Annotated in this window: 23 protein-coding genes and 1 pseudogene; 2 read left to right on the top strand and 22 right to left on the bottom strand. The window is 45.8% G+C overall.

Annotated elements, in window-relative coordinates:
* Nucleotides 1-126 precede the first annotated feature (126 nt).
* From NYE50_RS08085 to NYE50_RS08025, 13 genes and pseudogenes are all read right to left on the bottom strand, one after another.
* On the bottom strand, nt 127-2,031 hold the full coding sequence (locus tag NYE50_RS08085) for a PTS fructose transporter subunit IIABC (protein WP_159354105.1): 1,905 nt from the start codon (nt 2,029-2,031) through the stop codon (nt 127-129).
* Nucleotides 2,032-2,045: 14 nt separating this feature from the next.
* The gene (pfkB, locus tag NYE50_RS08080; protein ID WP_003154572.1) at nt 2,046-2,957 is read right to left on the bottom strand and encodes a 1-phosphofructokinase; all 912 of its coding nucleotides are present in this window, start codon (nt 2,955-2,957) and stop codon (nt 2,046-2,048) included.
* The gene (locus tag NYE50_RS08075) at nt 2,954-3,709 is read right to left on the bottom strand and encodes a DeoR/GlpR family DNA-binding transcription regulator (RefSeq protein ID WP_014417627.1); all 756 of its coding nucleotides are present in this window, start codon (nt 3,707-3,709) and stop codon (nt 2,954-2,956) included. The genes pfkB and NYE50_RS08075 overlap by 4 nt, the downstream gene beginning before the upstream one ends.
* Before the next feature lie 281 nt (nt 3,710-3,990).
* Nucleotides 3,991-5,184: an ABC transporter permease gene (locus tag NYE50_RS08070; RefSeq protein WP_014417626.1), complete on the bottom strand. Its 1,194-nt coding sequence runs from the start codon at nt 5,182-5,184 to the stop codon at nt 3,991-3,993.
* Nucleotides 5,181-5,873, bottom strand: a complete 693-nt coding sequence (locus NYE50_RS08065) for an ABC transporter ATP-binding protein (protein ID WP_007409637.1) — start codon at nt 5,871-5,873, stop codon at nt 5,181-5,183. The genes NYE50_RS08070 and NYE50_RS08065 overlap by 4 nt, the downstream gene beginning before the upstream one ends.
* Nucleotides 5,874-7,010 carry an efflux RND transporter periplasmic adaptor subunit gene (locus tag NYE50_RS08060; RefSeq protein ID WP_159354104.1) on the bottom strand — a complete coding sequence of 379 codons (1,137 nt, stop codon included), beginning with the start codon at nt 7,008-7,010 and terminating at the stop codon, nt 5,874-5,876.
* A gap of 1 nt (nt 7,011) precedes the next feature.
* Nucleotides 7,012-7,710, bottom strand: a complete 699-nt coding sequence (locus NYE50_RS08055) for a Yip1 family protein (protein WP_159354103.1) — start codon at nt 7,708-7,710, stop codon at nt 7,012-7,014.
* Between the two features lie 322 nt (nt 7,711-8,032).
* Complete coding sequence (gene moaD / locus NYE50_RS08050) at nt 8,033-8,269, bottom strand: molybdopterin converting factor subunit 1 (RefSeq protein WP_159354102.1); 237 nt, start codon at nt 8,267-8,269, stop codon at nt 8,033-8,035.
* Entirely contained in the window at nt 8,266-8,736 is a 471-nt protein-coding gene (locus tag NYE50_RS08045) for a molybdenum cofactor biosynthesis protein MoaE (protein WP_021493751.1), read from the bottom strand. Before NYE50_RS08045 ends, moaD begins: the two co-directional genes overlap by 4 nt.
* Nucleotides 8,737-9,258 (bottom strand): molybdopterin-guanine dinucleotide biosynthesis protein B, encoded by a 522-nt coding sequence (gene mobB / locus NYE50_RS08040; RefSeq protein WP_032863763.1) that lies wholly within the window; start codon nt 9,256-9,258, stop codon nt 8,737-8,739. It lies immediately after the preceding gene.
* The gene (locus NYE50_RS08035; protein ID WP_159354101.1) at nt 9,219-10,511 is read right to left on the bottom strand and encodes a molybdopterin molybdotransferase MoeA; all 1,293 of its coding nucleotides are present in this window, start codon (nt 10,509-10,511) and stop codon (nt 9,219-9,221) included. The genes mobB and NYE50_RS08035 overlap by 40 nt, the downstream gene beginning before the upstream one ends.
* Before the next feature lie 17 nt (nt 10,512-10,528).
* A complete protein-coding gene (locus tag NYE50_RS08030; protein WP_110085530.1) occupies nt 10,529-11,548 on the bottom strand; it encodes a molybdopterin-synthase adenylyltransferase MoeB in 1,020 nt (339 codons plus the stop codon).
* A 61-nt stretch (nt 11,549-11,609) separates the two neighbouring features.
* A pseudogene (locus NYE50_RS08025) lies at nt 11,610-12,203 on the bottom strand (molybdenum cofactor guanylyltransferase); the annotation flags it as partial.
* Nucleotides 12,204-12,348: 145 nt separating this feature from the next.
* On the opposite strand from NYE50_RS08025, the gene NYE50_RS08020 reads away from it, so the two are divergent.
* Entirely contained in the window at nt 12,349-13,341 is a 993-nt protein-coding gene (locus NYE50_RS08020; protein WP_021493753.1) for a hypothetical protein, read from the top strand.
* Nucleotides 13,342-13,361: 20 nt separating this feature from the next.
* Here NYE50_RS08020 and rok read toward each other — a convergent pair whose 3' ends face one another.
* Nucleotides 13,362-13,958 (bottom strand): transcriptional regulator Rok, encoded by a 597-nt coding sequence (gene rok, locus NYE50_RS08015; protein ID WP_003154591.1) that lies wholly within the window; start codon nt 13,956-13,958, stop codon nt 13,362-13,364.
* A 451-nt stretch (nt 13,959-14,409) separates the two neighbouring features.
* Nucleotides 14,410-14,868 (bottom strand): TlpA disulfide reductase family protein, encoded by a 459-nt coding sequence (locus tag NYE50_RS08010; protein WP_014417617.1) that lies wholly within the window; start codon nt 14,866-14,868, stop codon nt 14,410-14,412.
* A 287-nt stretch (nt 14,869-15,155) separates the two neighbouring features.
* Between NYE50_RS08010 and NYE50_RS08005 the strand changes: the two genes are divergently transcribed.
* Nucleotides 15,156-15,962, top strand: coding sequence for a mechanosensitive ion channel family protein (locus tag NYE50_RS08005; RefSeq protein ID WP_159354099.1), 807 nt, complete (start codon nt 15,156-15,158; stop codon nt 15,960-15,962).
* 102 nt (nt 15,963-16,064) lie between these two features.
* Here NYE50_RS08005 and NYE50_RS08000 read toward each other — a convergent pair whose 3' ends face one another.
* The 7 genes from NYE50_RS08000 to NYE50_RS07970 form a co-directional block, all read right to left on the bottom strand.
* Entirely contained in the window at nt 16,065-17,633 is a 1,569-nt protein-coding gene (locus NYE50_RS08000) for an IS1182 family transposase (protein WP_340762868.1), read from the bottom strand.
* Between the two features lie 165 nt (nt 17,634-17,798).
* The gene (locus NYE50_RS07995; RefSeq protein WP_013352084.1) at nt 17,799-18,044 is read right to left on the bottom strand and encodes a YkuS family protein; all 246 of its coding nucleotides are present in this window, start codon (nt 18,042-18,044) and stop codon (nt 17,799-17,801) included.
* A 60-nt stretch (nt 18,045-18,104) separates the two neighbouring features.
* Complete coding sequence (locus tag NYE50_RS07990) at nt 18,105-19,229, bottom strand: N-acetyldiaminopimelate deacetylase (RefSeq protein WP_159354098.1); 1,125 nt, start codon at nt 19,227-19,229, stop codon at nt 18,105-18,107.
* A 70-nt stretch (nt 19,230-19,299) separates the two neighbouring features.
* On the bottom strand, nt 19,300-20,010 hold the full coding sequence (gene dapD / locus NYE50_RS07985; protein ID WP_016936297.1) for a 2,3,4,5-tetrahydropyridine-2,6-dicarboxylate N-acetyltransferase: 711 nt from the start codon (nt 20,008-20,010) through the stop codon (nt 19,300-19,302).
* Nucleotides 20,011-20,091: 81 nt separating this feature from the next.
* Nucleotides 20,092-20,547, bottom strand: coding sequence for a flavodoxin (locus tag NYE50_RS07980; RefSeq protein ID WP_159354097.1), 456 nt, complete (start codon nt 20,545-20,547; stop codon nt 20,092-20,094).
* Between the two features lie 26 nt (nt 20,548-20,573).
* On the bottom strand, nt 20,574-21,467 hold the full coding sequence (locus NYE50_RS07975; protein WP_159354096.1) for a WD40/YVTN/BNR-like repeat-containing protein: 894 nt from the start codon (nt 21,465-21,467) through the stop codon (nt 20,574-20,576).
* Nucleotides 21,457-21,930 carry a flavodoxin gene (locus NYE50_RS07970; RefSeq protein ID WP_159354095.1) on the bottom strand — a complete coding sequence of 158 codons (474 nt, stop codon included), beginning with the start codon at nt 21,928-21,930 and terminating at the stop codon, nt 21,457-21,459. The genes NYE50_RS07975 and NYE50_RS07970 overlap by 11 nt, the downstream gene beginning before the upstream one ends.
* Nucleotides 21,931-22,027: the final 97 nt, after the last annotated feature.

Raw genomic sequence — 22,027 nt, 5'->3', positions numbered from 1 at the left:
GTTCCTCCTAGACGATCACTGTTTCAGTTCATGTACCATCTTTACTTTATCATAACTCATCACAAAATACATAACGCTTCTATGCGTACATGATTGAAAAAAGCGCCCGTAAAGGACGCTTTTTGCTTATTTCTCTACAACCGGTTTTTTGACGATTCCCAAGATAACCGCCGTTACAATCGCTCCGATCACGATGCTCATTAAGTAAAGCAGCGGATGGTTCGTAATGAATGCAACGAATATTCCTCCGTGCGGTGCAGGAAGCGTTACCCGGAAAAACTCTGTCAACCCGCCCGCTACCGCAGAACCGACAACGGCTGCAGGGATGACGCGAAGCGGATCAGCCGCTGCAAACGGGATGGCGCCTTCTGTAACGAAAGCTGCTCCCATAAAGTAGCACGTAATACCGGCTTCACGGTCACGTTTAGAGAATTTGTGTTTAAAGAATGTTGTCGCCAGTGCGATTCCAAGCGGCGGAGCCATTCCGCCCGCCATGATGGCCGCATGCGGCGCATAGTTTCCGGCATCGATCATCGCAATTCCGAATGTGAACGCCGCTTTATTGAGCGGGCCGCCCATGTCGATAGCCATCATACCGCCTAAAATAATACCCATTAAAACAAGGTTTCCAGTTCCAAGGCTTTCAAGCCAATTTGTTAAGAAATTCATGAACGCTGCTACAGGTGTGTTAATGACAAATTCCATCAGAACTCCTGTGATAAAAATACCGAGCAGCGGATAAATCAATACAGGTTTTAATCCGTCAAGAGTCTGAGGAATAAAGACAAACAGCTTTTTCAGCAGGATTACGACATAACCGGCTAAGAATCCGGCAATCAGTCCGCCCAAGAATCCGGCATTCGCCTGCGTGGCCATAAATCCGCCGACCATACCCGGCGCAAATCCCGGACGGTCCGCAATACTCATTGCGATGAATCCGGCAAGAACTGCAACAATCAGCTTTAACGCATTATCGCTGCCGATAAAGTTCAGTGCTGCAGCAAACGTGTTGTATGTCGGGTCTTTCGGATCAGCTGAATGAATGCCCCAGAAGAATGAAATCGCAACGAGAATTCCGCCGCCGACGACAAAAGGCAGCATGTTGCTGACACCGCTCATTAAGTGTTTATAGAAAGTGCTTCCGATACTTGTGCCTGATTTCTGTTTCGGGCCGTCTTCATTTGAAGCGGAAGATCCGCCGCCGCTGCCCTCGTAAATCGGCGCATCTTGGTTAACGGCTTTTTCAATCAGTTCCTGAGGACGTCTGATACCAGCTGTTACAGGTACTTGAAGAACATGTTTGCCTTTAAAGCGCTCCATTTCAACCTGTTTATCAGCCGCCACGATGATCGCAGGCGCGTCTTCAATTTCTTGAGCCGTCAGCTTATGTTTGATACCGCTTGAGCCGTTTGTCTCGACTTTAATGTCAACGCCGAGCTCTTTCGCTTTTTCCTTCAGTGCGTCAGCTGCCATGAACGTATGGGCGATACCTGTCGGACATGCCGTAACGGCAAGGATTTTGCCTTTTCCTGACGGCGCTGCCTGTTCTTCCTGCTCTTCTTCTTCCTCATCGTCATCTTTGTCATGCTGATTGATGATGTCAATGATCGCATCTTCTGATTCAGCTTCAAGAAGCTGTTTGCGGATTTCCTCACGCATAAGAAGCGTTGAAAGTCTTGATAATGCCTCAAGGTGCGTATTATTCGCTCCTTCGGTTGCCGCAATCATAAAGACCAGGTGTGCCGGCTGACCGTCTAATGATTCATAATCCACACCATCTTTTGAACGGCCGAATGCGATGGCCGGGTTAATGACGCTCGCCGTCTTCGCATGAGGGATGGCAATGCCTTCGCCGATTCCCGTTGAGCTTTGGCTTTCACGATTTAAAATGGCTGCTTTGTAAGCCTCTCTGTCATTTAATCTGCCGGCTTTGTCAAGCACTGTCACCATTTCATCGATAACGTTTTCTTTCTCTTTGCTTTCTATATTGAGATGAATTGTATCTCTTGTTAACAGCTCAGTTATCTTCACTTTTCTTTCCTCCTCTATAGACGTGTGACTTTAACTTCAGGAAGAAGCTGCTGTACAAACTCTTCAGTTCCGAGTTCTTCAGAAAATGCCGTCGCGCTTCCGGAAGCAACTCCTAAACGGAACGCATCTTCCAAAGGCAGCTGTTTTGAAATTCCCGCAAGGAATCCCGCGACGACGGAATCACCCGCGCCTACGGAATTGACAAGCTTTCCTTTAGGAACATTGGCGAGGAAAACCGCCTCTTTCGTAAATAAAAGCGCACCGTCGCCAGCCATCGAAACAATCGCGTGTTCAGCGCCTTGTTCAATTAATTTTTTACCGTAAGGAACGGCAGCTTCGGCTGAATCAATGACCGTATTAAACATTTCCCCAAGCTCATGATGATTCGGCTTCATCAAAAACGGTTTCATTTCTGTCGCTTTCATCAGCGCTTCACCGGAGATGTCCACCACTACCCGGGCATTCTGCTTTCTGCATGCCTCAGCAATTTTTTCATACGTGTTATGCGGCAGGGAAGAAGGAATGCTTCCCGCTAAAACGACGATGTCTCCCTCTTCCAGAGCGGAGAACTGTTCTAAAAAGGCATTGAACACTTCGTCTGAAATCGTCGGGCCCTGTCCGTTAATTTCCGTTTCATCGCCCGTTTTCAGTTTTACATTTATACGCGTGTCTTCATCTACCTCAGAAAAAGCCGTTTCCAGACCTTCCTGCTGCAAAAATGACGTGATATAATTTCCGGTAAATCCGCCGACAAACCCCAATGCTTTTGACGGCACATGGTGTCTTTTCAGTAATCTCGAAACGTTGATGCCTTTTCCGCCGGGATACTTCGTGTCATAGCTGGAACGGTTTAAACCGCCTACGGCAAAATCTTCAACGTGAACGATATAGTCAACAGACGGATTGAGGGTTACAGTGTAAATCATGGTTTCACTACCTTTACGACAGTTTTTTCTTGGTAATTATCGAATGCAAGTTCTTCAGCTTCAGTGGTAATGATAGCGGCATCGCCCAAGGCGGCGAACGCTGCGAAAGAAATCTCGCCGAATTTAGAAGGATCGGCTAAAACATACGCATTTTTCGCCTGTCTCACAGCCTTTGTCTTCAGAAGAGCCTCATCCGGATCGGGTGTTGTAAAGCCGGCTTCAATGTGCACGCCGTTCACCCCGAGAAAGCTTTTGTCAAAACGGTACTGGCTGACCGCCGTTAATGAGGCGCCGCCGATCATCGCACCTGTTCTATGCTTCACATATCCTCCGAGAAGATAAAAAGGAATCCCTTTCCTTATTAAGGCATCGATATGCATAACTCCGTTTGTGACAACCACAATGTCCTTTGTATGATCTATAAAATCAATCATGTGCAATGTAGTTGTTCCCGCATCGAGGTAAATACAGTCACCTTCTTCTAATAAAGATGCCGCTTCTTCTGCGATCTTCAGTTTATCTTGAAGGTTTTTGGAGGATTTTTCAAGCATATCGGGTTCTTGCCTGCTGTTGGAAAGTTTAGACGCCCCGCCGTGAACGCGCTTTAAAAACCCGCGCTCTTCAAGTGTTGATAAATCTCTTCTGATCGTTGATTCAGAAGCGTTTGTCATGCTTATCAGCTCTTGAATCTTCACCACATCTCGCTTTTCAATCTGATCCATAATCAGCTGATACCTTTCAGGAGTAAGCATATTCCGCCTCCTTTGGAAACGTATTCATTTCGGCTGCAAGATAATTGTAAACGCTTTTTTTACTTCTAGCAACTAAAATCACTCAAATTCATTCAATAACTATCAAAATCTTTCACATTTGTTCATATTAACGTATGTACATAGGGTTTGTAAACTGTAAATTCGACAAAAAGGGGGACAATTGTATGACATTTTCTTTTTATCATAAATGAAAAAAGTCTATTATATTCATTCAATCATTAAAACACAAAAAACCCCATGCAGACTGCATGGGGCGCCGGTTATTCATACCGTAACGCTTCAATCGGATCTAAGCGTGATGCTTTGTTGGCGGGCAGCATGCCGAAAATGACACCGATCAGCATACTGAACAGCACACCGATACAAACCACCTGCCAAGAAACGAGCGACGGCCAGCCTGCGATAAGTGAAACGAGTGATGCTCCCCCGTAGCCGAGACCGATTCCGATTAAGCCGCCGATTAATGTAAGCACAACAGATTCAATTAAGAATTGTGTCAGAATCTGTCCTCTCGTGGCACCGAGCGATTTGCGGATGCCGATTTCTCTTGTCCGTTCCGTCACTGATACGAGCATGATATTCATGACCCCGATCCCGCCGACAATGAGAGAAATACCGGCGATCGAACCGATGATCGTCGTCATGACGGTCGTGACCTGACCGATTCCCGCCGCGATTTCTTCCATATTCATGACTTGATAGGCCTCTTTTGTACCGTGATTGTCATTTAAGAGACGGGCCGCTTCTTTTCCTGTTGTTTTGATTTGATCAGCGGACTCCGTCTGAACGGAAACGTTGCTGTAGTCGTTAGTACCGAAAGACGTTTTCAGCATGTTGAACGGCACATACATTTCACTGAGTCCTAACGATAAAAAACCGCTCTCTTCTTTCAGTACGCCGATTACTTCAACGGGCTGTCCGCCGGCCCAGACGATTTTTCCGAGCGGAGACGTTTTCCCGAACAGCTTTTCAGCCATTTTTTTCGAGATGATTCCCGCTCTTTTCCCGGAAAGAAAATCATTGTCCGTAAATGTCCGTCCATCTTGAACGTCCAGCTTTTTTACGTCCATGTAGCCGCTGTTAATGCCGTTCAGCGTAATATCCGTGTCTTCTTCATGGTAACGGGCCGTCATGGATTTTACCGCGGAAGCGACAACCTGCTTTACGCCGTCCACTCCTTTTAATCCATTAATATCTTCTTCTGTAAAACTCGCTTCCTGTAAGGCGTTCGGATTGGCTGTTAATTCTTCATCACTCGGAAGGTAAAACAATTCAATCGTATTGCCCGGCCCGCTGATGGATTGCTTCAGCATTTGCTCTCCGCCCTGGCCGACAGCCACAACAACAATTACTGAACCGACGCCGATAATGATTCCGAGCATCGTCAGAATCGATCTCAGCTTGTGAGCTCTTACGGAACTGAGGGCCATCCGGAGATTTTCTAACAGGCTCATTCTCCCACTCTCCTCTGCTCAGCATCGCGGGAAACGATCATGCCGTCACGGACGAAAATCACTCTGTTTGTACAGTCCGCCACTTCAGGCTCATGAGTGACAAGCACCACGGTCACGCCCTCTGCATTAAGCTCTGTGAACTGCTCCATAATAGAAATGCTTGTTTTCGTATCCAGCGCGCCGGTCGGTTCATCAGCTAAAATGAGCTTCGGTTCGTTCACGATGGCTCTTGCAATCGCGACACGCTGCTTCTGGCCGCCTGACAGCTCATTCGGCATGTGACGCATCCGATCCGCCAAACCGACTTTTTCCAGCGCATGCTCAGCCCGTTCCTCACGCTCTTTTTTGCCGATACCGGCGTAGATCATGGGGAGTTCGACATTTTTTCTTGCATTCAATCGCGGCAGCAGCTGAAATTGCTGAAAGACAAATCCGATTGATTTGTTCCGGACCGCCGCAAGCTCTTTTTCGGTACATGAAGAAACATCTTCGCCCGCAAGCCTGTAACTGCCGGACGTCGGTCTGTCCAGACAGCCGATGATATTCATGATCGTAGATTTTCCCGATCCCGACGGTCCCATAATTGACACATATTCTCCTTCTTCAATCGTCAGGTCGATTGAACGAAGAACATCAAACGTCTCCTTGCCGATCTGATAACTTTTTTTCACCTTTGAAAGCTGAATCATCTATGCTTTCACATCCGTTCCGTCAGTCAAATCGTCAGCCGGATTCAGAATGACTTTATCATCCTTTGAAAGCCCCTCTTTTATCTCCGTAAGCTGATTTGCGGTATCGCCGACTTTAACTTTCACGCGTTTGGCCTTCCCGTCTTTTACCGTAAAGACCCAGTGCTCATCTCCGTCTTTTTTGACCGCGGAGGACGGCAGCGTATCGGCTTTCCGTTTGTCGGTTTCAATGTTCATAATTAATTTAAACCCCGGCTTGCCCTCCGGAAGGTTTCCGATCAGCTTAACCTGAAACGGATACTGCACAGCCTGTTCCGTGCTTTCCCCCGAAGCAGCGCTTGACTTTTGATCAGGAACGAGGCCGACAGCCGCCACTCTCCCTTTCCACGTTTTACCGGGAATGGCGTCTGAGGTAATCGTAACGCTTTGGCCCTTTTTCACTTTCAGCGTGTCGTATTCGGACAAATTGCCGGCAACGATCAGGTGTTCCGGGTCTCCTATATGTAAAACCGGTTCTTGAATATCCGATTTTTTAGAAGCCGCTTCTTGATTTACCGAGATAACCGTCCCGTCCATCTCACTCTTAACATTGAGATTCGCCACTTGATTTTCAAGAGACTGCTTTTGCAAATCAGATTGCTTTAATTCGATTTCCGCCGTTTTTTGCTGAAGCTGCAGATCAGTCCGTTCGGATTCAATTTGTTTTTTGGCTTCAGCTTCTCCCACTTGTTTTGCCAGATCTTGTTCCTTGCTGTTTAATGCTCTGAGTTTTTCTTCAACTTGTTCGATTTGCATCCGTTTTGATTGTTCTGTCAACTCATTTTGTTCTTTATCAAGATTGAGCTGCTCATTTGTATACGTGACTAACGACAACCCTTTTTTTACTTTGTCGCCTTCTTTTACTTTCACTTTATCAAGAGTTCCTTTATCCGCTTCATAAAAAACATACTGTTCTTTAGAGAATTTAAGTGTTCCCGGAACCATAACCGTAGAGGAGATTTCTCTGTTTTCCATGGTTCCGGTTTCGATTTTTTTCCCGGCGCTGCCGCCCGCGGGAGCGGCAGACTTATAAATATTGATACCGATGAATACTGCAACAATTACGGCGATGCCGATTCCGATCCAAATTTTTTTCATGTTATACACCTGCTATCACTGAACTTAACAGTCCTCCGACTGCCGAAACCAAAAGCATAATAACAAACAGGACAATCGCGGAAGTCCAGGCCGCTTTTTTTGAAATGCCGCCTGTATAGCGAAGTCCCAAAGCGAGCAGAATATAGCTCCAGATGCTGAAAATGTCGAACGCGCTTAAAAAGACCGCGACGCCGTCTCCGGCCGGTATGACACTCGCCAAAGATGTAACGGCGTACAGTGAGCCCGCACCGGTAAAATAAGTAACAAGACCGTTAATAGCTAAGCCTATATTGGTAATAAATGCCGTAAACAGGCTGAGTGAGAGCATTTTTTTGTAAGTTGTCACGCCGCCTGAAATTTTGACGCACAGCCAGTAAATGAGCGGAACGATAAACAGAGCGATAATGCCCCCGAAGATTCCTCCGAACATCGTGCCGAATTTAGCGAAGGTTTTGGTCATTTCAATCTGATCATCCGTCAAACCGTCAAGAGATGGGCTGTTCAGCACTTCTTCATAATTCATCCCCAGTCCGCGCAAAATACTGCCGGCCGCGATGAGAATGATGACAATCAGGAGAGGAATGCCGATGACCGGCTTTTCTTTTAATCTTTTAAACTGCACAACAGGACTTGTAATGACGCCGAAAATTGACGGCTTTTCCGTTACTGCCGTATTGCTTTTTTCCAGGTTTGGTTCCATATTGCTGATGCCTCCTATGTATTATTCTGTTTATACGTACGCTTTAGGCTGAGAGAAGTTTCAATTTTTTTGCCGTTTGCGTATTTATGCTAAATTGTAACACAAATTCTCAGCTTTACGTTCCATAATTATGTAAAAAAAGTATTGTCAGACCGGTATGACGGGAGGCTCAAAGCCTTGTGAAGGCACTGTCTTCAGCCTATTCATGTAATCAAAACCGTCTCAATCACAAATCCCTTTAAATCCCATTTAGATATTCTCTGTAATTCAGCTCCTATATACAAAAAAGCCGGATGGCAATGATGCACATCCGGCTCTTTTTTCACCCTCCGCTTACAGGAGGGATAAAGGCAATAGTATCACCTTCTGTTACGATGCTGCTGTTGTCTTTTACATATGTTTCATTGATTGCGATCATGGCATTGTCAATCGTCTGAAGGCCGTACCGTTCCTTTAACAGCGTTTTTACAGCAGACGCCGCCGTCTCTTTTTCGTCAAGTTCAATGACCGGTGTTCCCGCCTGCTCCGCAAGCCCGGCAAACAATAGTACTTTAATCATCGCGATTCCCCTTTATCCAAATCCGGTTCTCCGTTCGGATAGGGCGTTGTTTCCAGCTGATCGCCTATCCATTCTTCTCCGTCTTCCCAGATTTCTTTTTTCCATATCGGCACAATCTGTTTTATCCGTTCAATTGCATATTCATTCGCCTCATATGCCGCCTTTCTGTGCGGTGAAGACACGGCGATTACGACCGCTGCTTCTCCGATATCAAGGACGCCGACACGGTGTGTGATTGCAGCTTCGGCTCCTTCCCATTTCGCACTGATTTCATCGCCGATTTGAGAAAGCATTTGAACAGCCATCGGTTCATACGCTTCATATTCGAGCCGTACCGTCCGCCGTCCTGCAGTCCACTCTCTGACCGTGCCGATAAACGTTGTGATGGCGCCGGCTTCACGCTTTTCAACTTTTTTTACGATATTTTCCGCAATGATAGGTTCCCTTGTAATTTGAAAACGTTCCATTTATGCAGATTCCCCTTTCAGCTGCGAAAGCACAAACATAATGGCAGCCGGATCATCCGCATGGAATACGGGCATGCCTGCATCTGCCGGCATATGCTCCGTATTTCTGCTGATAACCGCGATCACGCGCTCCAAATGTTTGAGCTTTTGCCAATCTTCGCTGTCTTTGATCATAATGATTTTCGGATGCGGCGCATGTTTAAATCCCTCTATGAGAAGACCGTCAATTCCCAGACATTCATACAGACTGATCAAACCCGCCAGATCCCATTTTTTTCGCGCCGTAAGCTGCAGGACGCCGTCCCCTTCTACTGCCGTAACCGCGGCTCCGGCTTTTGAAAAACGCTCCGAGTCTTTTCCGTCAGAAAAAGGTTCCGGTTCTCCGCCATGTCCGTGATGTTTTAAACATCCAATATCGCACTCTTTCGGCGCCGCTTTCAGCACACGTTCAATAAACGTTGTTTTACCGCTGTTTTGAAAACCTACGATCTGGACGATCGGGAAAGAATTGACCACGGCCATTCACTTCCATTCTCATCACGGATGAGGAGCACGTGAACCGTCCGTCCCGCTTCATACCCCCTCGTTCCTCCCGGCAGAAGGATAAACGCGTTTGCTTCGGCTAGAGATGTGACTGAGCTTGATTTGTCGAGACCGACCGGTGACGCCATCATCTTTCCGTCCTTATGATAAACAAATGCCCTCACAAATCTCGTAAACGGATTCGGCTTCGGAAAGTCGTTTGTTAACACGGCTTCCGCCCATCCGGAATGAGGTTTTTCATTCAGAAGCCACGTCTGAATCATCGGTTTGACAAACAGGGTGAATCCGACATAACATGCGGACGGATTGCCTGAAAGGCCGAACAGCAGCATGTCATCGGCCCGGGCGACAGTTGTCACGCTTCCCGGACGCATTGCCACTTTGTTAAAAAGAACTTCCGCTCCGAGCTTATTATAAATGTCTGGAAGAAAATCAAAATCGCCGACTGACACGCCGCCGGTCGTGATCAGAAAATCAACTTTTTTCATAGCTTCCTTCACCGCAGCGTAGCTGTCATCAAAATCATCGGAAATTTTCCCTAAGTTCAGCGGTACCGCGCCCGCTTCAATGACCTGGGCATACACCATGGCAGCGTTGCTGTTGCGGATTTTCCCCGGCTCAAGCGGATCGCTGACATGAAGAAGCTCGGTTCCCGTTGCGATAATGCCGACAACCGGCTTTCTGACCACGGGAACGGAAGCATAGCCGAAGGTTGCTAAAAGAGCGGTTACGCCCGGCGTGATTTTCGTCCCTTTTTTTAATAGCGAGCTGCCCTTTTTCGCATCTTCTCCTTGATATGAAATATTATCGCCCGCATGAAAAGGGCGTTTCACTGACATGTAATTCGTCCCGTTTTCAGAAAACGTTTTTGTCAGCTCAAGCATCACTACGGCATCCGCGCCTTTTGGAATCTGCGCCCCCGTCATAATGCGGACCGCTTCATAAGGCCCGAGTTCTTTTTCTGACACGGCGCCGGCTCCGATATGGTCAATGACTTCAAAGGGGACGGCATTGTCACGGGAAGCCGTTGTTGAATCGCTCGCCCTGATGGCAAACCCGTCATACGGGGAACGGTTAAAGGCCGGCACATCATGATCCGCCTTAACATCCTCCGCCAAATAGCGGTGGAGACTGTCCTCAAGCGCCACCCATTCAGTATCCCCCTGTTTTTTATACCGGGTCACCCGGCGGACTGCTTCGTCCACCTGAATCGGCGTTCTTTTTTCAAGCATAGCAATATCTCCCCTTCCTACAGTCCGATCACCCTGGCCAGAACTGAATTTGCTTCTTTTATATCGTTTGTACCGTGAATCAGAGCCCGTCCATCCTGAAAAATAACGATTCTGAAGCGCTCATACGCCATGTGCAGCAGAAATTCATTTGCTTCCACTTTACCGATCTGCTTCAGACGTTTGACAAGCTCTTCTTTATCCAGCCTCTTTAAGGCTTCCGATCTGATTTGAACGGTGTCTCTTCCGCACAGCACGCTTGCTTTCGGCCTGTTTTCAGGCTGCAGATACGGATATACGGGCTCCGCGCCGCAGGAAGGGCAATGATCCCGTTTGATCTGATCCACATTTATGCTCATATTGGTGTTATTCCACACGTCAAACGTGAAAAAGCGCCGATTTACCGCCGCATGATTTCCTGTCAGCAATTTCAGCGCCTCAGCCTGCTGATAAGCGGAAACGATATGAACCGCCGGAGGTATGATGCCTGCTGTATCACATGTCGCTCCGCCCACGGGCATTTGCTCAAACAGGCAGGATAAACACGGCGTAACCCCCGGAATAATCGTCATGCACATTCCCTGACTGCTGACACAGGCCCCATAAATCCAAGGTGTTTCCGTTTTCAGCGCCAGATCATTGATGACCATTCTCGTTTCAAAATTATCTGTCGCATCCACGATGCAATCCGCTTGTTCGATCAGCGGTTCGAGCGTTTCCGCCGTACCTTCCGCCGCGTAAGCATCGATATGTATATCACTGTTTACCGCCAAAAGACGCGCCTTGGCCGCCATTGCTTTCGGCAGGCGCTGTCTCGCGTCTTCTTCTGTATACAGCTGCTGTCTTTGTAAATTGCTCCATTCCACATAATCCCGGTCAATAATCGTCATACGGCCCGCTCCGGCTCTTGCCAGGCCCTCTGCCGCGGCTGTTCCGAGGGCTCCGGCTCCGACAATCAGGACGCTGCTGTCAGCCAGCGCCTGCTGCCCTTTTTCCCCTATCGGCTTAAATCTTGTCTGCCGCGAATAGCGCTCTTCCATCTGTGTTGTCCCCTTGCATTTTTATTTCCATCATACCATGTTTCTTCCCGATCAGTCTTGAATTTGAAGACTCGACATGCGCCAAAAGTCTGGTGTAATCGTCCGGTGTGTTGATATTAGCGAACTCCTCCGGCCCGGCGCCGATGTCTTCAGCCTGCACATAACAGACAGACAGCCGTTTCAGCGTGTCTGTCATTTTCAGTTTGTTTTGTGTCAGCTGATCAAAAAGCACATCCTGCACCCGTTTATGGTAAACCGCCAAGAGGGGCTGCTCTCTGTTTTCACAAACCGGTATGACAGCGTCCAGGTTTCCGGTCAGCTTCATTTCTAGTGCAGCCATCGTCTTTCTTGTCACGAGCGGCGTGTCACAGGATATGACCGTGTATGTTTCGCCTTCCGTTTGTTTCATTGCCGTATATATGCCGGCCAGCGGGCCCATTCCCCGAAACCGCGGCTCATCGGCAAAAACATGCCGCTCCCTGTTTGATAAGAACTTTTTTATATGCTCAGGGCGGCTGATAATTACCGTTTCTCCGCCGCCGAAGGCTTTTTTCGCCTGTTCATAAAACATGCCGCCCTTCCACTTTGCAAAAGCTTTCGGTTCTCCGAATCTTCGGGAAGCTCCCCCCGCTAATATTACATTCACCCATTTCATGTCATCTCTCTCCCATTCTATATAAAAGCATAGCAAACGCCTCAGCCGAAATACAATATTACGGTGCTTGTCTGTTTAATTAAGAGGAATAGCCGTTGATCCTTTCCCATATTGTAGTGTTAACATCATGAGGGAGATGGTTCTTATGAAAATATCCGGTCCGTTTTTCCACGACACTTCTCAAGAGAACCTTTACTTGAAATCCGAACTTTCCAGATGCAGAAAATTAATTTCAGAATTTGAAGCAAGCTACTTCCATCAGAAAAATAATAAGCTTCAGGAGGAAAACGCCAATATTAAAGAGCGGCTTCACAAGCTTTCTGACGAATTGGAAGCCATGGCTCAAAAACACAAACAGACAAGTGACACGGAACGTTCTTTGCATGAAATCAGAGCCGGCCTGCTCGATAAAATCGTCATTCTGCAAGAACTGCTTCAGCAGGAAACGTTTCGGCGGAAAAATGAGATGGAAGAAAAGCACCGTCTGCATCTTACAAATGTAAAATTTGAAGAAGAAAATAAAAACTTACATACCCGCATCCGCTCACTTGAGACCGCCATTCAAACTGAACGGACTTCTCACGAAGATATGAAACAGCGTTATCATGCCGCTGCAGACGAAAATACCCGGCTCCAAACACAAATGATAGAAAAAGAATACCAGCTCAAACATATTAAAATAGAAATTAATCATATGAGAGATCGAATACTAGAAACAAAAGAACGGCTTGTAGAAATAGAAAAAACGAAAGAAAAGTTATTTCAAGAAACCATTCTTTCGTATAAACGGCAGCTGGACGAAAGTGATGCTTGGATTGCCGGCCATTTTGCTGATATTGACAGCCGCACGGCGGAACCGGCGGAACAAGCTCTGGAAATCCCTTCTGTTTCCAAAGAGACTGTTCAGGCAGAAGACTTGCTTAAAGCCGTTACCGAACAAGTCATCTCCCTGCAAAAACAATTTGTACAATCAGAGTCCCGCGATCAGTCGTTTGATGAAAAACTGGATGCGTTGAAAGAACGTGCTGACGGCGAAAAGCCTTTCCAAAAATATGTCGTCAAGCTTGAAAAAAAGCCTGGAAAAGATGCGTCACTTCCGCAGAATAAGCGGGAAAACGCAAAAAAACTGCTTGAGTAACGCAAGCAGTTTTTACTGTTTTATTCAGCAGCCGTATCATTTGCCGTTTCTGCTGTTTCCTGAGAAATTTCTCCCTCAAGAATATATTGGCCGCGGTATGGTTTTTTCACTTCCGGATACATTTTAATTAAGCTTTGCATAAATGTTGTCATATTAGGAATTTCAAGGCCGCTTTCCTTTTCAATTTCCTTTTGCAGTTCGGAACTTTTGATCGCTGCATTGTGGCGTTTCAACGTTTTAATCGCTGCTTCGCGCAGTTTTGCCGCTTTTGATCCCGGTCTCGCCGTCCCTCTTCTTCTTCTTGTAGAACCGTCCGGAATGCCGGCGGGAAGAGACGTAATAGACTGCATCTGCGGCTGGGAGGATTGAGGCTGTGTCTGCGGCTTTTGATAGCTTCTCATTTCCTGTGCTGCAAGCTCTGCAAGCACCGGGAGAGAGTCACTTTTTTTCTCCGGACGAAACTCTTTTTTTGTATCGGACAGGCTGCCTGTATTGTCTAATTCTCTCAGTTTTGCATATATTTTATCACGTTCTATTTGATATTCACGAATGACTTTTACCTCTGCTTCGTTCAATTGTTCTAAACGTAAGCGCAGCGCTTCTCTTTCATTAAACATGTGTAAAACCCCCTGTCAAAAATTTAAACGCTTTTATTAAGATATTAGATTACAAAAGTAATTTTATCAACTATTATTTTATCATTTTACTATTTTATTTACTCTATGAAAAATTGCTTATTTTCTGAAAATGGTACTTTATATACAAAAATCCTTATCATATAGGGGATTCTGGACAAAGTTCCAATTTATTCAACCATTTCAAAATATAACTTGAAATTACTTGTTTAATGAAAATTAGCGTGATATCTACAATTTTCGACTATAATATGTAAAAGATAATGATACGGATAAAACAAGCGGTACAGCGTGTTTACGGCTGTTTCTCTTATTTTTTAAGCCACACATGTCATATTGGAATTTTTTATCCAATAGGCACAAAAAAACCCTGTTACCTAAACGGCAAAGGGTTTGCGGAACCGAGACAATAGTCCGACGGAGATTGTCCCGATTACTCAGAAGCCTGCTCCGTTTCTGAAAGTACTCGGCTGACGCGTTTTTCAAGCATTTTCATCCCGCTTCCTCCCGCTTGAAAATGGCGGAGCTGTCCGCTTTTATCAAAAACGTAATAAGCCGGCACATATTCATTTTCAAATGCTTCAGTCAGCGTATGATCGCTGTCGACGTAAATCGGCTGAGAGATATCATGTTCAGCCGCTGTTTTCTTGATTTTCTCAAGATCAAGATCGTCTTCGGAACGGGGCATGTGAACGGCCACCACATTCAGCTGATCTTTATATTTATCACGAAACCCGTTCACCTCAGGCATCGCTTCTTTACACATGCGGCAGCTGGCGGACCAGAAGTGAATCAGTGCCGGCTTTCCGCCGACCAGCTGTTCCTTCGAGACTTCTCTGTTAATCCATGCTTTAGCGCCTGTCAATTCAGGCATTTGCTGACGTAATTTCATCTTATTTCCCTCCTTACGAAAAAGGTTTTTTGCCGGGGCTTTCAGTCCGCCGGGCAACGTTCTCCTGTTTTCCCTCCAAAGGATATGATTTGGCTGAATCACCATGTTAAAATGAGTGTGGCGATTCCTTAGTTCATATCTTCACAAAAATGATGATATTGAAACCGGGCAATATGAACAAATCATAAATGAAATAACTGATTTCTATTAAAAGGTTTATTTTATTTTAAAAACGGGTATATCACTTTTAGCTTTTTCCGCAATAGACTTGAAAGGAAGACATCACTATGATTGATCTAAAACACTTTGATTGGGCCGGGCTTCTCACATCTGCCGGGATTTTCATCATAAAGCTGGCTCTCATTATTTTAGCGTATTTTATTTTCCGGACGGCAGGAAAAAAGCTGATCAAGCATCTGTTTCAGAAATTCGAGCAACAAAACAACCTCTCTACAGGCCGCGCTTATACTTTGCGAAGCCTGGCGCTTAATGTATATGGATACATCCTGATTTTCGTTTTTATCGTAATGATTTTGGATTTATTTCACTACAATCCGAGCGCTCTCATTGCCGGCGCCGGCGTGGTCGGTCTCGCAGTCGGCTTCGGGGCTCAGGGGCTTGTCAGTGACATCGTCACCGGATTTTTTATCCTTTTGGAAAAACAGATCGACGTCGGTGATTATATTACGGTTGCCGGCTACAGCGGCATTGTCGAGCAGGTCGGTCTCCGTACGACGCAAATCCGGAGCTTTGACGGCACGCTTCACTACCTTCCCAACCGGGGGATCACGAATGTGAGCAACCATTCCCGCGGAACGATGCAGGCGCTTGTCGATATTAAGGTGCCGCTTGAAAAAAATCTTGATGAAACCATTCAAGTCCTGCAAAACGCCTGTGACAAAGCAGCCCTTGAGCTTCCGCAGATTAAGGAAGGACCGGACGTCATCGGGGTTCAGGATTTAAGCACATCAGAAATGGTCATCAGAATCATCGCCAAAACAGAAAATATGGAGCAATGGCGGGTTGAACGCGTGCTGCGGAGAGAAATGAAAATCGCGCTCGACCGTTTGAAAAACGCCGCTTCTGCCGAATAGAAAGTGGCTGGGACAAAACTAGCTTCAAATAATGAGAAAGGTGAATTTGGGGGTACTCAAATTCATCTTTCTTTATTTTTATGTATAAATTCTTCTATTACCTTAGAAGTTGGCAGTGAATTTTCTTAAATTCACTGCCATTAATGCGAGACCCATTTCGTTTGCTACCTTCGATTTTCCTCGTACAGAAAATCGAGTGAAACGCAAATTAGCCTTCAAGAATCCAAAAACTGGTTCCACATCGGTTTTACGTTTTCGATAGATGGCACTCGTTTTCTCTTCTGAAAGCTTCGCTCTCACATATTCTTTTTGCTGTTCCCATTTTTTGTTCACCATTAGTTTTCGATTGTTTCCTTCTTTTGCCTTGGTACATGATGAACGGAATGGGCATCCTGAACAGTCTTCGCACTCGTAGACTTTGAAACTCCTTTGGAAACCTGTAGCGTCCGTTCGGACAGAATGATATTGAAATTCTAAACGTTTCTGATTAGGGCACGTATATGTATCGGTTTCTTGATCATATACCCAGTTATCAGGATTAAATGTATTTTGTTTGTACTTTTTCTTTTGTTCCTTCAAAAACATGTTATATGTTATCAGTGCTTCTCGGTTTCTGTTTGAGAGAATATCACTAAAGTTTTGTTCACTACCATAACCTGCATCTGCAACTATATGTTTCGGTAACTCGAAATAATGTTGCTCGATCTCATCTAAAAATGGAATTAACGTACGTGTATCTGTTGGGTTTGGAAATAGACTATAAGCAAGCGCATATTGACCTTCCGTTGCGATTTGTACATTGTAACCAGCTTTCAATTGCCCGTTTTTCATATAATCATCTTTCATTCGCATAAATGTCGCATCTAGATCTGTTTTAGAATAGCTATTACGTGGTCCAAAGATTTTAAGATCCTGTTGGTACTTCCGTTTTCTTAGGATAAAATCAATCAACTGTTTACGCACTTGTTTCGGGTATTTTCGTTCCCTTCGTAAGGCTTTTCGTTCCGTAACGTCTGAAGATGCTTCTATTTGTTTATCATATTCGGTCACTACTTCGTCTACTTTTTGAACCATTTGAGTGAGCTCTCCAAATGATAGCTGTTCATCACTTTCCCGTTCCATTTGGGGTATGATTTCGTTCTCAAGCAACTCATTGTACAACTGGTTTGACTTATCAATTAAACGCTGATGAAATTTCTCAATCGCTTTCTTCCAGACAAACGTAAATTTATTCGCATTCGCTTCAATCTTTGTACCATCGATAAATATCGCTTCTTGATCGATCAGTTTTTCTTCAATCAATTGGCAGCGAAATTGGATGAAACATTGACGGATTAAATCTTTCACTACTGGTTGAACACGAAATCGGTTAATTGTACGGTAGCTTGGTTCATACCCTTGAGCTAACCACATCATACGGATACTGTCTTTTAATAGGGCCTCTATTTTACGCCCTGAAAAGACAGATTGAGTGTAGGCACATAGAATAATTTTAAGCATCATGCGTGGATGATAGGCAGGACAACCTTCATTTCGAAGAAATGGTTCAAACGCTTCTTGAGGGATACTTTCCACTAAATGATGGACATGGTAGGCAATATCATTATTTTGTAACTTTACTTCTAAATCTAAAGGCAAAACGATTTGATTCATGGTATAATCTTTAAACATAAGGACACTTCTTTCTGATTAGATTTTGTATGGTAACTTAATTTTATCAGAAGTTGTCCTTATTTTTTATTGTAAAATAATCAAAAACGGTGAAAGTTTACTCGTCGTAAAATTTCACCGTTTTTTTCGTCTTAGAGGTGGGTTTTGTCCCAGCCCCTTTTCTTTTTAATGAAATTTTTTTTCTACTTCGCTGCAGATTTCGTCAGCTGTCATTCCGGAAGCCGTAATGACGGGAGCCTGAGTTGACGTATCGGCAATGCCTTGGACATTGCTGTCAAGTCCGGTTACGACACAGCAGTCACAATCCTTCGCATCCTCAGGAGTCTTCATCATCACTACGTCATATCCCTTTTGTTTTAACGCCTGTTCTACATCCGATAAAGATTGTTCAATTCCAATTTTTTTCGTCATATTGAACACCTCCGTTACGTAGAATGCTCAAGTTTTGTTAGATTATTCTTCTTTTCGGATTTAATTGGCATACTCCGAAAAATATCCGACCATGACATTTACTGCGGTTTCCATCGCATCTTCATCCGGATTCAGCTTTGCGTGATGAAGCCCGTGGGAAGAATCGGCACCGAGCCAGAACATGAAGCCGGGGTATTTTTTCAGCATATACCCGAAATCTTCTCCGGTCATCGCTTCTTTCGCCGTTTTCACTTCTGCAAGATGATGCTCACTGACAAATTGCATAAATTCTTCGGTCAGGCCGCTTGTATTATAAACCTGATGATAAACGGACGGGTACGTGACCTTCCCTTTGCAGCGGAAGCCGATTTCAATTCCTTTGACGAGTTCTTCAATCCGCTTTTTCACCATACGCATTGATTCTTCAGAAAGCGTCCGGATCGTTCCTTCCAGATGAGCACGCTCTGCGATGATATTTTGCGCCGTGCCTCCGGTAATCGTTCCGACAGTAATTACCGCGCTGTCAAGCGGGTCCGTATTTCTGGATATGACCGTCTGCAGCTGCGTGACAAGCGTGCTTGCGGCGACGACCATGTCGTCTGCTGTATGCGGATATGCCGCATGTCCGCCTTTCCCCTCAAGCTCGATGACAAGCTCGCTCGTATTGGCAAACAGCAATCCGCTTTTGGTAGAGATTGTGCCAACCGGCAGCTCAGGTGCTATATGGAGAGCCGTGATCAAATCCGGCGTCCATTTTTTCAGCACATCGCTTTCAAGCATCGGTTCTGCTCCGCCCGGTCCTTCTTCAGCCGGCTGGAATAAAAAGAGCAGATCATGCTTGACCGGGTGATGGACAAAGTGATCAATAATGCCGAGCGCGATGGTCATGTGCATATCGTGGCCGCATGCGTGCATAAAACCGGGATGTTCAGATGCAAACGGAAGCCCCGTCTGTTCTTCAATCGACAAAGCGTCTATATCCGCTCTGTAGGCGAGCATTTTTTCCGGAGCCGTGCCGTTGACTTTGACAAAGATGCCGGTTCTCCACGTTTCGATTTCAATTCGTTCTTCCGGATATTGTTTCAATATATTCAGCAGGTACTGCTGTGTTTTATATTCCTGAAAGCCGATTTCCGGGATGCGGTGCAGATCTCTCCGGATCGCTATGAGCCGCTCTTTTTCCATATGTATTCCTCCTTAAGATAAGAATAAGGCGTGGATTTTATCATCCACGCCCATTCTATCAAACCATTCCTTACAGCTGGCGTAATTCCTGTTTGATTTCTGTTTTGCCTTTTGTTTTTTCATCGATATCTTTGATTTTTTTCGCTGGTGTTCCTGCTACAACGGTATATGGCTCAACGTCATTTACTACGATAGCTCCCGCAGCGACAACCGCGCCTTTTCCGATTGTTACGCCTTCAAGCACAACCGCATTTGCTCCGATCACAACGTCATCTTCCACGACAACAGGCTTAGCGCTTGGCGGCTCAATAACGCCCGCTAATACAGAACCCGCTCCGATGTGACAGTTTTTTCCGACAGTCGCGCGTCCTCCGAGCACAACGTTCATATCAATCATTGTGCCTTCGCCGATGACTGAACCGATATTAATGGACGCCCCCATCATGATAACGGCATTGTCGCCGATTTCGACTTGGTCGCGGATAATAGCGCCAGGCTCGATGCGCGCTTTTACATCTTTCAAGTCAAGCATCGGAATCGCAGAGTTGCGGCGGTCATTTTCAATGACGTAATCCTCAATTTTGTCTTTGTTTTCTTCAATTGCCGCTTTAATGTCAGCCCATTCGCCAAAAACAACGCCGGATTGGCCGTTCAGGAATGTTTTAGCGGAATCGCCAAAGCTGATTCCCTCAAGATCGCCTTTTACATACACTTTTACAGGCGTTGATTTTGTACTATTTTGAATAAATGAAATAATTTCATTTGCATCCATCATTTTCATATGTATTGTCCTCCTCTGATTTTCTACCTCATTACTGTAACAAAGGAAGGATGCAAAAACAAGAAAAAAAGGAACAAGCCTTTATTCTGCCGGCTGTCTGCACAGTGCGGCAAACTGTCTTCCGAATTCCCTGAGCTCTTCTTCCTCGCCGCCTTCAGGGTTGTTTTCAATTTTGACCGGTGGCAGCACCACCCGTCCTCCCCGGGCCGTGATCACTTTTTCCAATTCGTCAACCGCTCCGCAAAAAAACGCGTAGGACGTATCTCCGGAACCGAACAGAGCAAATGTCTTCCCTGCAAACTCCAGGTTTTCCATATCTTCAGCGATATCGAGCATTTCATCAGGAAGATCCCCGTCTCCCCACGTATATGTGCCTAATAAAATATACTCATAGTCATTAAAAAGTTCGGCATCGATATCCATCGCTTCATATCTGTCTACAGATGCTTGTGCTTCGATCAGCCCTTTTTCAATCAAATCCGCCATTGCCTCGGTGTTTCCTGACATTGTCGCATAAACAAGCAATACTTTCCCCATCTCCGTCTCTCCTTTATGTATAGAAACTAATGTGCGAGCCGGGCCGCCTCATACGGTCTGACAAACTTACATTCGTAAAGGCCCGCGCAAAAAAAGCTTTCTTTCTGATTGGCCACCCGCCATCCGTGACCGCGGATCGTATCAAACCATTTTAATTCTCCGGCGGCGAAATCAGCTTGGTAAATGCGCGAAAATCCGTTTTCGTCCTGTGACGAAGTGACATAAATAATACCGGCATCCTCAGAAACGTCGAGAAATGATTTTTCCCGTACGGCAGGCGCGGCTGAAATGGCAAACGCCTCGTCCGTCCGCACGTTTCGGACGGCAACCTCGCCCCGTTCTCCCTTTGCCGCACCCTTTGCGGCAATGAGCCAGTCCTTCTTGTACATAAGCATGGAAGCCGTCATGCGCTGTCTTTCACGGCTTATACGCCGGATGCGGCCTTCTGTCAGATCGTACGCCCAAATGCCGCCATAATTCATATGAATCCGGGTGCCGATATAAATCGCCTGACCGTGCAAACAAAGCGAGCGGATGACAGGCGGTTCCTTTAAATGTGCAAAGGGCTTAGCCACATGCCAAGTGACGCCGAAATCATCAGATAAGTAGAGGCAGTGCGTGCCGTGCGCACAGACGAACCCGTCATTCCGCCCGGCAACGGCCCATACGGAGGCGCTGGTCGGAAATCGGGATGCCGTCCAGGTCTTTCCCTGATCGGCCGATCTGAGGACGGCGCCTTTTTCCCCCGCCGCGAATATGTAAGGCCCGATGTAGGTCAGCACATGAATCTTGCTTTTCATCCGGTACAGCCTTTTCCAGCCTTCTTCTGCGGAAAAATGAAAAATGCCTTCGCCTTTTACTGCGACAAAAAAGCCTGAAGACACTGATGCCATGACAGCCGTCGCGCCTTTATGAAACATGGCACCGGTCTCCTTGGTGAGCGGCCCATGCAAGAAAACCGCGGACAAATTCTTTGCAGCATTCCTGATCCTCAGCCGTCTCAGGCGCCAATTCGATTTTCAGCGTTTCCGGATATAAATTGGCTCCGGCCTGTTCAAACGCATCGCAAAACAGCGTAACCGCTTCACAAAACTTCGGATAGGCGTGATCACCTGAACCGAAACAAGCCGTTTTCAGTCCGTTCAGCTGGCGGCGCAGAATATCTTCATAAAAATCTTCCGCTTCATAAGGAAGATCACCATCTCCCCATGTGTATGTGCCGACAAAAACATAATCATATGCTTCGAGACAATCTGCATCTGCCTCATCCATGTCAAGACAGTCAATTGCAATCTGATGCTCGCTCAGTGTTTCTTTTATAATGCCGGCAATATCCTCCGTATTCCCCGACATGCTTGCGTATATCATTAATGCTTTCTGCATATGATCACCTCGTAATTGATAATGATTTTCAATAACATATACATTACTTTAAATGATAATGATTTTCATTGTCAATAAAAAATAAAAAAAGACAGCT

The organism is Bacillus sp. EU55, from assembly GCF_038005925.1.
Taxonomy (GTDB): domain Bacteria; phylum Bacillota; class Bacilli; order Bacillales; family Bacillaceae; genus Bacillus; species Bacillus velezensis.
Note: the sequence above shows the minus strand (reverse complement) of the source record. Positions and strands in the feature narration are given on the sequence as shown.

Bases quoted from the DNA above. Each gene is read 5' to 3' on its own strand.
- pfkB (WP_003154572.1), bottom strand. From the start codon at position 2,957: ATGATTTACACTGTAACCCTCAATCCGTCTGTTGACTATATCGTTCAC.
- NYE50_RS08075 (WP_014417627.1), bottom strand. From the start codon at position 3,709: ATGCTTACTCCTGAAAGGTATCAGCTGATTATGGATCAGATTGAAAAG.
- NYE50_RS08070 (WP_014417626.1), bottom strand. From the start codon at position 5,184: ATGAGCCTGTTAGAAAATCTCCGGATGGCCCTCAGTTCCGTAAGAGCT.
- NYE50_RS08065 (WP_007409637.1), bottom strand. From the start codon at position 5,873: ATGATTCAGCTTTCAAAGGTGAAAAAAAGTTATCAGATCGGCAAGGAG.
- NYE50_RS08060 (WP_159354104.1), bottom strand. From the start codon at position 7,010: ATGAAAAAAATTTGGATCGGAATCGGCATCGCCGTAATTGTTGCAGTA.
- NYE50_RS08055 (WP_159354103.1), bottom strand. From the start codon at position 7,710: ATGGAACCAAACCTGGAAAAAAGCAATACGGCAGTAACGGAAAAGCCG.
- moaD (WP_159354102.1), bottom strand. From the start codon at position 8,269: ATGATTAAAGTACTATTGTTTGCCGGGCTTGCGGAGCAGGCGGGAACA.
- NYE50_RS08045 (WP_021493751.1), bottom strand. From the start codon at position 8,736: ATGGAACGTTTTCAAATTACAAGGGAACCTATCATTGCGGAAAATATC.
- mobB (WP_032863763.1), bottom strand. From the start codon at position 9,258: ATGGCCGTGGTCAATTCTTTCCCGATCGTCCAGATCGTAGGTTTTCAA.
- NYE50_RS08035 (WP_159354101.1), bottom strand. From the start codon at position 10,511: ATGCTTGAAAAAAGAACGCCGATTCAGGTGGACGAAGCAGTCCGCCGG.
- NYE50_RS08030 (WP_110085530.1), bottom strand. From the start codon at position 11,548: ATGGAAGAGCGCTATTCGCGGCAGACAAGATTTAAGCCGATAGGGGAA.
- NYE50_RS08020 (WP_021493753.1), top strand. From the start codon at position 12,349: ATGAAAATATCCGGTCCGTTTTTCCACGACACTTCTCAAGAGAACCTT.
- rok (WP_003154591.1), bottom strand. From the start codon at position 13,958: ATGTTTAATGAAAGAGAAGCGCTGCGCTTACGTTTAGAACAATTGAAC.
- NYE50_RS08010 (WP_014417617.1), bottom strand. From the start codon at position 14,868: ATGAAATTACGTCAGCAAATGCCTGAATTGACAGGCGCTAAAGCATGG.
- NYE50_RS08005 (WP_159354099.1), top strand. From the start codon at position 15,156: ATGATTGATCTAAAACACTTTGATTGGGCCGGGCTTCTCACATCTGCC.
- NYE50_RS08000 (WP_340762868.1), bottom strand. From the start codon at position 17,633: ATGTTTAAAGATTATACCATGAATCAAATCGTTTTGCCTTTAGATTTA.
- NYE50_RS07995 (WP_013352084.1), bottom strand. From the start codon at position 18,044: ATGACGAAAAAAATTGGAATTGAACAATCTTTATCGGATGTAGAACAG.
- NYE50_RS07990 (WP_159354098.1), bottom strand. From the start codon at position 19,229: ATGGAAAAAGAGCGGCTCATAGCGATCCGGAGAGATCTGCACCGCATC.
- dapD (WP_016936297.1), bottom strand. From the start codon at position 20,010: ATGAAAATGATGGATGCAAATGAAATTATTTCATTTATTCAAAATAGT.
- NYE50_RS07980 (WP_159354097.1), bottom strand. From the start codon at position 20,547: ATGGGGAAAGTATTGCTTGTTTATGCGACAATGTCAGGAAACACCGAG.
- NYE50_RS07975 (WP_159354096.1), bottom strand. From the start codon at position 21,467: ATGTTTCATAAAGGCGCGACGGCTGTCATGGCATCAGTGTCTTCAGGC.
- NYE50_RS07970 (WP_159354095.1), bottom strand. From the start codon at position 21,930: ATGCAGAAAGCATTAATGATATACGCAAGCATGTCGGGGAATACGGAG.